Source organism: Dethiosulfovibrio peptidovorans (assembly GCA_002748665.1).
Lineage (GTDB): Bacteria > Synergistota > Synergistia > Synergistales > Dethiosulfovibrionaceae > Dethiosulfovibrio > Dethiosulfovibrio peptidovorans_A.
The window spans coordinates 20041-30184 of record PDTB01000006.1; the positions used below are offsets into that span (position 1 = coordinate 20041).

At 51.9% G+C, this 10144-nt stretch carries 8 protein-coding genes; 7 read left to right on the top strand and 1 reads right to left on the bottom strand.

Features of this window, described 5'->3' with window-relative positions:
- Positions 1–122: 122 nt before the first annotated feature.
- Complete coding sequence (hutH, locus tag CSA35_00540; protein PIE55522.1) at positions 123–1664, bottom strand: histidine ammonia-lyase; 1542 nt, start codon at positions 1662–1664, stop codon at positions 123–125.
- Positions 1665–1902: 238 nt separating this feature from the next.
- Here hutH and CSA35_00545 point away from each other — a divergent pair, with 238 nt between their 5' ends.
- The 7 genes from CSA35_00545 to CSA35_00575 all read left to right on the top strand — a co-directional run.
- Positions 1903–3417, top strand: a complete 1515-nt coding sequence (locus CSA35_00545; GenBank protein ID PIE55523.1) for a sodium:alanine symporter family protein — start codon at positions 1903–1905, stop codon at positions 3415–3417.
- A gap of 299 nt (positions 3418–3716) precedes the next feature.
- A complete protein-coding gene (locus CSA35_00550; protein ID PIE55524.1) occupies positions 3717–5435 on the top strand; it encodes a urocanate hydratase in 1719 nt (572 codons plus the stop codon).
- Positions 5436–5513: 78 nt separating this feature from the next.
- The gene (locus CSA35_00555) at positions 5514–6770 is read left to right on the top strand and encodes an imidazolonepropionase (GenBank protein ID PIE55525.1); all 1257 of its coding nucleotides are present in this window, start codon (positions 5514–5516) and stop codon (positions 6768–6770) included.
- A gap of 31 nt (positions 6771–6801) precedes the next feature.
- A complete protein-coding gene (locus CSA35_00560) occupies positions 6802–7377 on the top strand; it encodes a formiminotransferase-cyclodeaminase (protein PIE55526.1) in 576 nt (191 codons plus the stop codon).
- 36 nt (positions 7378–7413) lie between these two features.
- A complete protein-coding gene (locus CSA35_00565; GenBank protein PIE55527.1) occupies positions 7414–8727 on the top strand; it encodes a histidine transporter in 1314 nt (437 codons plus the stop codon).
- Positions 8728–8757: 30 nt separating this feature from the next.
- On the top strand, positions 8758–9651 hold the full coding sequence (gene ftcD / locus CSA35_00570; protein ID PIE55528.1) for a glutamate formimidoyltransferase: 894 nt from the start codon (positions 8758–8760) through the stop codon (positions 9649–9651).
- Between the two features lie 292 nt (positions 9652–9943).
- Positions 9944–10144: ECF transporter S component (locus CSA35_00575; protein PIE55529.1), on the top strand; the 201-nt coding region annotated here is incomplete at its 3' end.

The window sequence follows — 10144 nt, forward strand, 5'->3', positions numbered from 1 at the left end:
CATCGTACACCTGACCAATCAAGGTCCGTCTTGCCATCCGTACACGTCCTCCTTCGACTATCATCATTGAACCAATGACAACCCCATCATGAAAAGACCGACTTGACAATCCACTTCAACCTTCACGCCAACAGACCAACCTCTTCCTGAACCCCCTGGAGCAAGACCTCGTCGGCAATATAAGCGGCAGCGATCCGCTGTTCCTCATAAAAAGCTCGATCATTCTCCAGAAAGGGGACGGACTCCCTCAAAAGGTCGTACGCCCGTCTTGTTCCCCGACCTAAAGGGAAATCTCCCTGGAGGTCGACAGCCTGAGCAGCGCACATCCACTCAATGCCTAAAACGGTTTGAACGTGCTCCACGATGGTTCGTGCCTTCCTGGCACCTATGGTCCCCATACTCACGTGGTCCTCCTGACCAGCAGACGTAGGAATTGAATCCACACAAGCAGGGTGAGCGAGGATTTTGTTCTCTGAGACCAACGCAGCTGCAGCATACTGAGGAACCATAAAGCCACAGTTAATGCCTCCCTGACGAACCAGAAAGGCCGGTAATCCGTGGTTGAGGGCTGGATCCACCAGTTTAGCAATCCGCCGTTCCGAGATGTTCCCCAACTCTGCTACAGCGATACCCATAGTATCCGCCGCAACTGCTACAGGCTGCCCATGGAAATTACCACCAGAAAAGACATCCCCCGTATCGGTAAACACCAAGGGGTTGTCCGTAGCAGCGTTAAGCTCCGCATCCACCACAGAGCGAACGTATGCCAGAGCCATACGACTGGCACCGTGAATCTGGGGGATACACCGTAGAGAATACGCATCCTGCATCCGAACCTGGCCCTGATGGGTCACTGCGGAACTCCCATCCAGAAGCTTCCGAAGGTTAGCTGCCGATTCGACTTGGCCAATCTGGCCTCGGATATCGTGGATCCTGGGGTCGAAGGCATCAACGATACCCCGGAGAGATTCAACGGTGAGAGCTGCGACGATATCAGCACTACGCTGAAGGACCAAAGCATCATGCAATCCTAGAGCCGCCAGAGATGTCATAACCGGCGTTCCATTGATCAGAGCCAAGCCTTCCTTGGCTCGAAGCTCCACAGGTACAAGACCAACAGAACGGAGCCCGTCTTTTCCAGGCAAAATAGTTCCGTTCAACTCGACCTCTCCCTCACCTATCATGGGAAGGACCATGTGAGACAAAGGACAGAGATCGCCGCTGGCACCAACGGATCCTTTCGCAGGGATTACCGGATGCACCCGTCGATTCAGCATATCCAAAAGCAACTGAATGACCTCAAGCCGAGCCCCTGAGTACCCCTTGATGATGGAGTTAGCCCGAAGAAGCAGAATACCTCGAACAACATCTACAGGAAGGGGTTCTCCAACACCTACAGCGTCAGCTCTGATGAGATTGAGCTGGAGAAGATTGATCTCATTTTCAGGAATAGCCACGTCAGCAAACCGACCAAACCCGGTATTGATGCCGTACATGGGACGACCCTGAATTAAGAGATCCTCCACGACTCTCCGTGAAGCCTCGATTTTCTCGATGCTTTTCGGCAAAAGCTCTACAACGGCACCATGACGGGTCACCGCCACGAACTGATCCAACGAAAGGCTATCACCATCAAGAATCACGCGTTTTTTCTTTTCGCTCATCGTTCAAACCGCTCCTTCCAGGAATATGACTCAGGACACCCCATGTCCTCCATCGAGAAGCGCTCTGTATATAAAAACACAATTGACTTGTATCATGTACAGATATTTCCTGTCAAGATATAGAGAGCCGTGCCCTCTCCAAATCATCAACAAAAACTCTCACGTCAAATTGAAGCGATTGATGATCCCGTGACGATTGGAAACTATAGTGTTATTGACGAAGCGCAGGAGACACCCCTTGTCCACCGGATTTGCGCGTTGGAAGGCGATTACCAGGGAAAAAGGCCCTGGAGTTTTTTCGATCTACGTGGAGGACAGGCGAAAGGAGATGAAATACATGGAGATATGGGACGGATTCATGAAGATTGTTCTTGGTTTTTCAGGCTTTATATGGGGAGACTTCATGCTGTACTTCTTGGGCTTGGGAGCACTCTTCATCACCATCAGATCCGGTGCTATTCAATTTCGACACTTCGGATATGCATGGAGTCAGACGATCGGGAAAGCTTTCTCCCGAAAGAAGGCTTCTGTGACAAGCGATACCTCGGAGGGGACCCTCTCTCCTTTTGAGGCTCTCTCGACAGCTTTAGCCAACACAATTGGTTCGGGGAACATCGTTGGCGTCGCCTTGGCCATCTATTGGGGCGGCCCCGGCGCTGTCTTTTGGATGTGGCTTCTCGCCTTTCTGGGTATGGGAACTAAGTTCGCTGAAGTTATCATGGGACAAAAGTATCGAGAACGCTTGGAGGATGGGACCTTTGTCGGAGGCCCCCAGTACTTTTTAAGCGTCGGGCTGAAGAAGTTTGGTTTAGGTTGGCTTGGCCCCTTTTACGCAATTATGCTGGTTCTCACCCTGGCCATAACTGAAATGATTCAGTGTAATTCTTTGACAGCCTCGGTACATGAGGCTTTTGGCATCCCAGTGACGGTCTCGGGCATCTTCTTTACTGTTCTGGTAGCGATCATCCTCTTCGGCGGGATTACCCGAGTTGGGGTCGTTGCCGGGAAGGTCGTTCCCTTCATGGCAGCAATTTACATTGGAGCAGGATTGGTTATCGTGGTGATGAACGCATCACAGGTTCCGGCTATTTTGTCAATGATCGTCACAGGAGCCTTCACACCTGTAGCCGCAGTTGGGGGGTTTGGTGGAGCTACCGTAGCCACGGCAATGCGATGGGGGTTGGCCCGTGGGGCCTTTTCTAACGAAGCAGGCGACGGAGCCGCCGCTATCGCTCACGCCACGGCCGTAACCGATCATCCAGTTCGCCAAGGATTATACGGCATAATGGAAGTGTTCATAGATACAGTTCTGGTCTGTACTGTCACGGCTTTGGTGGTCCTCATTACCGGAGCTTGGACTGGTACCAATGCTGGCGATGCCCCGGAGCGATTGACGACTATCGCTTTTGGAATAATATGGGGTGGATTTGGGAAATCCTTGGTCGCCGTCTGTCTCACCCTTTTTGCCTTCACGTCCATGCTTGCATACGGGTACTATGGCGAAACTCAAGGAACGTATTTTGGGGGAAAGCCTTTGGGCATTGTAGTTCGATGCCTGTTTATAGCCTCAATCTTCATCGGAATTTTCTGGAATGCCAAGCAATTATGGCCTTTTTGCGACGTTTTCTTCGCAGGTATGATTTTCCCAACGGTGGTCGGGTTGATACTTATGAACCGGGAATACGCCGAATTAGTTCGGGAATTTTTTACAACTCCCGAAAAATATTACATGAAAGACAAGCGAAAAAGCTAGGGAGACACGTTCCTCGTTTTCACTGGGCCGGTTACACTACACCATTGACTTAACGCACCGAGAGCTACACCCTCAAAAACCTCTGTGGAGTGACATACGTGTGGATTCGTAAAGAGCTTCAGTATTACGAGTTCTCCACGTAGCCTTTTTCCATCAATCAAATAATAATTTGTTCATTTGGCAGTTGATGATTCGTTGATACACGTCATCTATACTGAATTGTAGCGATGGGTTTTCAGGAAAGAACACGGTCTCCGAGGAGACCAATCTGTCCAGAATTTTAAGGAGGTTGATGAAGCATGACAGGTAACGCCAAGATTCTCTACGAGGTAAAGGCCCAAAGAGGAAACACGCTCCGTTGCAAGGGGTGGCGACAAGAGACCATCCTGCGTATGCTGGAGAATAACATGGAGAACGCCGAACACCCAGAAAAGTTGATCATCTATGGCGGGAACGGCAAATGCGCCCGAAATTGGGAATCCTATCACGCAATAGTCAAGTCTCTCAAAGAACTGGAGGACGACGAGACCCTGGTTGTACAGTCAGGTATGCCCGTAGCCATATTCAAAACCCACAAATACGCTCCAGTGGTGGTCATGGCTACGACAAACATCATGAAGGCCGACTGGCCGACTTTCTACGATCTGGAGGCCAAGAATCTCACTATCTTCGCCCAGTACACCGCTGCACCATGGGAGTACATTGGCACTCAAGGGGTCATTGAGGGAACCTTCGAGACCTTGGCTGCTGTAGGTATAAAACATTACGACGGCAGCCTTAAGAACAAGATATACCTCACTGCTGGTGCTGGCGGTATGGGAGGCAACCAGACCTGGGCCATGAAGATGCACGGGGGTGTAGCCATTGTAGTGGACACCGACGAGGAGATCCTCAAACGTCGCGTGGAGAAAAAATACATGGATGTTATCGTTCATACCATGGACGAGGCAATTGCTCTCGCCAAGAAGTCAGTCTCCGAAGGCAAGCCGCTGGGAATAGGGGTGGTGGGGAACGCCGCCGATTGTTTTGAGGAAGCCTACGAAAAGGGCTTCATGCCTGATGTCATGAGTGAGATGTGCCCCTGCCACGACCCCATTTCCTACATTCCTTCAGGCTATTCTGCCGAGGAAGCTCGAGTTCTCAGGAATAAAGACCTGGACAGCTACATGGTCAAAGCTCGGGAAACCATGAAGCGACAGCTGGCAGCCATGCTCAAATATCTGGACAAAGGCGTACCGGTCTTTGAGTATGGAACCAGCATCCGAAAGGAATGCGTCGATGCTGGGATGGACAGGGATGACGCGATGCGCCTTCCGGCCTTCGTGGCCGACTACATCCGTCCCCTCTTCTGCGAGGGACGCGGACCGTTCCGTTGGACCTGCATTTCCGGCGACCCCGCCGATTTAGACAGAACCGACAAACTGGCTCTTGAGCTTTTCGGCGATGACCCCATCGTGGGACGGTGGATCCGCCTGGCTCACGAACATCTCCCCATTGAGGCTCTTCCAGCACGAATCTGTTATATGGGCTTCGGCCAACGGAAAAAGTTTGCCTTAGCTGTCAACGAACTTATCAAAAAAGGGGAAATCAAAGGCCCCGTCGCCTTCTCCCGAGACAACCTGGATTCGGGATCCATCGTAAATCCGACTTTTGAATCAGAACGAATGAAGGACGGAGGCGACCTAATCTCCGACTGGCCCATGCTCAATGGGCTCCTCAACGCCTGTGGTATGTGCGACCTTATCGCCATTCAGGCAAACTATTCCATGGGAGAGGCCGTCCATACCGGTGTCACTCAAATCGCCGACGGGACGGACGATGCCTGCGTCAGGCTTGAGGTAGCCATGACGGTTGACTCTGGCATTGGCGTCATACGCCACGCTCAAGCCGGCTACGAGACCGCCCGGCAGGTAGCCGAGGGCAAGGGGAAAATCACCGACGAGGGGATCAAGGTTCCCCTTTGGTGGGAACCTGCAGACAAGGTAACCTTCGGTCCCGACGGCAGCGACAGACTCTGATAGCTTAAAACGAGGAGCACACACCCTGCGTAGTCTTTACCAGGGTGTGTGCCCTGCTTCTTGGGAAGGAGATAAAACATGGACACCCCCATCGTCGATCTAGTGGTACAAAACGCTGCACAACTCTTGACCTGTTCCGATCCCTCGATCTCATCAATCGGATTGATATCAGACGGTTGGGTAGCAGTCGCTGACGGACGAATCCTATCGGTTGGATCGGAGGAGACAGTAAGGCGAGAGGTAAACCTGGGTTCGGCCCGTTTGATCGACGCTTCGGGCAAGGTTGTCCTTCCGGGATTCATAGATTGCCATACTCACGTGGTCTTCGGCGGATCCCGAGTGGACGAATACGCTGCAAGACTCGTAACATCTGATCCAGCAGAGTTGGATCGCCGGGGTATCAAAACGGGAATTATGGCCACGGTTGACAATACAAGGGGGAAAACTGTTGAGGAACTCTTAGCTCAAGCTCTCCCTCGAGTACGAAACATGGTCCTCGCAGGAACTACCACCGTGGAAAGTAAAAGCGGATACGGCCTCTCTACCCAGGCCGAGATCCAACAGCTCAGGACCAATAAGGAACTTGAGAACCATCTCCCAATCACCGTAGTATCGACATTTTTGGGCGCTCATGGCTGGCCAGCCGACATCCCCAAGGGAGACTACGTCCGCATTCTGAAAGAGGAAATGATCCCAGCGGTTGCTGCGGAGGGATTGGCAACTTTTTGTGATGTGTGGTGCGACGAGGGACACTACACGGCCGAAGAAAGCCGTGACATCCTCATATGCGGACTTAAATATGGCCTGGCCCCAAAGATTCACACCGGCGCCTATTCATACGTAGGCGGAGCCGATGTGGCAGCTGAAATGGGCATGAAATCAGCGGACCATTTGAACTACACCCCTCGATCGGCCCTCAAAAAACTGGCCGACGCGGATGTTGCAGCAGTGTTGCTCCCCGGCATTGATTTCGCCGTTCGCCATCCGCGCCCCTTTGATCCCCAACCAATGATAGACGAGGGGCTCATTCTAGCCCTGGCAACCAATTGCTGCCCCGGGTGCTGGTGTGAATCCATGCAGTTTATCATGACTCTGGCTTGTCGCCAGCACGGGCTTTCTCCAGAACAAGCCATAAAAGCCGCAACAGCCGGCAGCGCTAAGGCTCTGGGGATCGAGACTACCGTAGGATCCTTGACACCTGGTAAAGCAGCAGACATCCAGATATGGAACGTTCCCCGCTATGAGGATGTAGTCTACCGTCTGGGAGGCAACGTGGTTCATTCGGTGATTAAAGATGGACGCCTTGTAGTCGATAACGGACGAATAGTTTCATAAGAAACGGCACCGACGAACAGGAGGAATCATCATGTCCCTTTATAAGGTACTGGACAACATATTGGATTCAAAGAACAGCACCGTCGGGGGGGGCTCGGCATCGGCAATGGCCGGTGCCATGGCCGCAGGACTCGTTGGCATGGTCGCTCGTCTGTCCCTGGAGAAAAGACTGAGACTGGACGACCATCGCTACACAGAACTGGCAAACGAGCTGGACACCTTAAGTCAGGAGCTGGCCCAGGGTGCTCAAGACGATACGCAAGCCTTTTTGGCCATTAAGGAGGCCTTCTCCATGCCAAAAGCAAGCGACGACGAAAAGAAGGTCCGAACCCAAGCGATCGAGGAAGCAGCAGTTAAGGCAGCATCCATCCCAATGCTCAATGCCCAAAAAGCTGAGCGCATTCTGAAAATCTGTCACGAGCTTGAAGGGAACTACAACCCAAACGCGTCATCCGATTTTGTAGCAGGAACGCTTCTGGCTAAAACCGCTGTGATAGGGTGCGCCCTCAACATCGACGCCAACTTGCCTCTTATCAAAACCCCCGAGAGACGAGTACCCTTGGAGAAAGCATCAAAAGAGTTTCGCGATGGCATACGTTGGGACTAGGGCATCGCCAATATAACATAAGGAGGGATTCAGATCATGGGTACCCATACACAGCAACGAAGGCACAGCCCTGCACCATTTATCTTCTATAGCGCGCTCGGACTCTTCATGTTTTTTGTACCCATAACCATCGGCCCTAAAACAACCATTCCTGTAGATCACATTATCACAGCTATCCGAAACAATTTTCCGCAAGGTGGAGCCATCTATGCTGTGATTGTCATGGCGTGGGGGCTCTATCTCCAAGTCTCGGAGGGACGATGGCGCAGATCTATCCTGGACACGTCGTTTTTTGTATTCAACGTTCTAGGGTTTGCCGTAGGCGTCATGGTCCTATTCGATACTGGACCAGCATGGCTCCTGGATCCAAAGATGGCTCCCTACGTGTTCACCCTGGTAGCAGTACCCGTGGGGTTAATCATCCCGATAGGGTCCATATTTTTAGCCTTTCTTGTAAATTTCGGACTCATGGAGTTCACCGGAGAACTCATGCAGCCGATCATGCGCCCCGTCTTTCGAACACCCGGGCGATCAGCCATTGACGCTGTGGCATCCTTCGTGGGAAGCTATTCGGTAGGGCTCCTGATCACCGACAACATGTATAAGAACGGAAGGTACACTACCAAGGAAGCAGCTATTATCGGTACAGGCTTTTCTACGGTATCAGCGACCTTTATGATCATCGTAGCAAAAACCCTGGGCTTGATCGATCACTGGAGCCTCTATTTCTGGGTTACCCTGATCGTAACCTTTCTCGTAACAGCAATCACCGTTCGGATATCGCCGATCTCTCGTTTTACAAACGATTTCCATCAGGACGCCACTCCAAGAGAGGAGAACAGGAAAACAGGAAACCGAAGTCTCTTGGGGCGAGCCTGGGACAAAGGTGTTCAGGCCGGAATCGCAGCACCCAAGCTTGCGCCTTTGGCGTGGTCCAACATCAAAAGCGGTACAAGAATGGCCTCGGGGGTAGTCTCTGCTATCCTTTCTTTCGGAGTTTTAGCCCTTCTCCTGGCCAAATACACGTCGATTTTCGAGATCACAGGATACGGGTTCTACCCTCTGTTCAAGATAGCACACATCCCCGAGCCATTACTGGCCGCAGAGGCCGCTTCGGTCTCCATCGCTGACATGTTTCTACCGGCTATTCTCTGTAAGAGTGCCCCGGTCATTACTCGATTCGTCGTGGGGATCCTGTGTATATCCGAAGTTTTGTTCTTCTCGGGAATGTTACCCTGTCTGCTGGGAACAGAAATACCAATCAAGCTGAGAGACATCTTTATCATCTGGCTCGAGAGGGTCATCTTTTCGGTACTGTTGGCGGCTCCGATAGCTCATCTGTTTTTTTAGATCCCCATCGTGAACAGGAGGTTCGTCGATATGAGCAAAATTCTCCTCTGTGAGCTCAACGTCAGTGAAGGAACGAACGCACAATCCGTAGCATCCATAACCAAGGCCTTGACAGAGACACCAAACATCACCGTTATGGATGTGGACTCGGACAAAGACCATAACCGAACGGTCTACACATGGATCGGAGCTCCAGAAGCAGTCCTTCAGGGTGCTATGAACGTCACAGAAAAAGCTGTGGAGCTTATCGACATGACCCAACACGTTGGACGCCATCCCCGAATGGGAGCCGTAGATGTTGTCCCCTTTGTCCCGGTCAGAAACGTCGACATCGAGGAGGCATTAGGCATTGCCAGACGGTATGGAGCGTGGCTTGGTTCTCTGGGAGTACCAGTCTATTATTATGAAGAGGCGGCGACAACGCCAGAACGCCAGAGCTTGGTCTCTATCCGGAAAGGGCAATACGAGGCCTTACCTGAAAAGATGAAAGACGACAACTGGCGCCCTGATGAGGGACCGTTTGCTTTTGTTCCAAAAAGCGGCGCCACGGTCACAGGAGTTCGTTTCCCCCTTGTGGCGTACAACGTGAACCTTCGGACTGACGACATAGAGATTGGAAAAGAAATTGCTCGGAGGATGCGCCATAGCTCAGGAGGGCTTCGGTATGTTCGAGCCATTGCTCTCCCCTTGGAGGAGAGAAACATGGTTCAGGTTTCCATGAACCTTACCAACTACGAAAAAACTCCCATCCCTGTGGTATACAACATGGTTAGCTCTCTTGCCGATATCTATGGGGTCGCTATAGCAGAGGCCGAGTTGGTTGGCCCTGTACCTCTATCGGCTCTTCAGGATGTGGTAAGAATGTGTCTTCGTGTCCATAATTTTGATGTAGGACAAATCATTGAGACAAACCTGCTCCACTGATACCATATGATGATGCACCCCGATCTTTAAGGACTGGGGTGCATCTGTTCTTGACTGGTACTCAAATTAGAGTACAATGGTCAACATAAAACGATGGCTGCAAACAGAGTAGGCCATGCGCGTCAAGTGTCCGCAGATGGGATGTCGCTGTGGAACGAAACGAGAAATCGTACGATGCATGGTTGCGTCCGCTGTTGAGAATGTACAGTTGTCACCTCATCGCGGAGTGCTGTCTTGGAGGGCAGCGCTCTTTTTGTTTGCCTTCAACCATTATTGAAGGAGCGATGCCACCATGAAGTACTCAACCCGCACCATAGCAACGATCGGCCTGATGGTCGCCTTGACCGTTGTCCTCACCCGTTTTGCCAGTATTCGTATCTCCGTCGGCGGTACGGAAGGTATCCGAATCGGATTCGGGGCGTTCCCCACGATTCTGGCAGGACTGATGATGGGGCCTCTGGCTGGAGCCGCCGTCGGAGCTCTGGGAGATGTT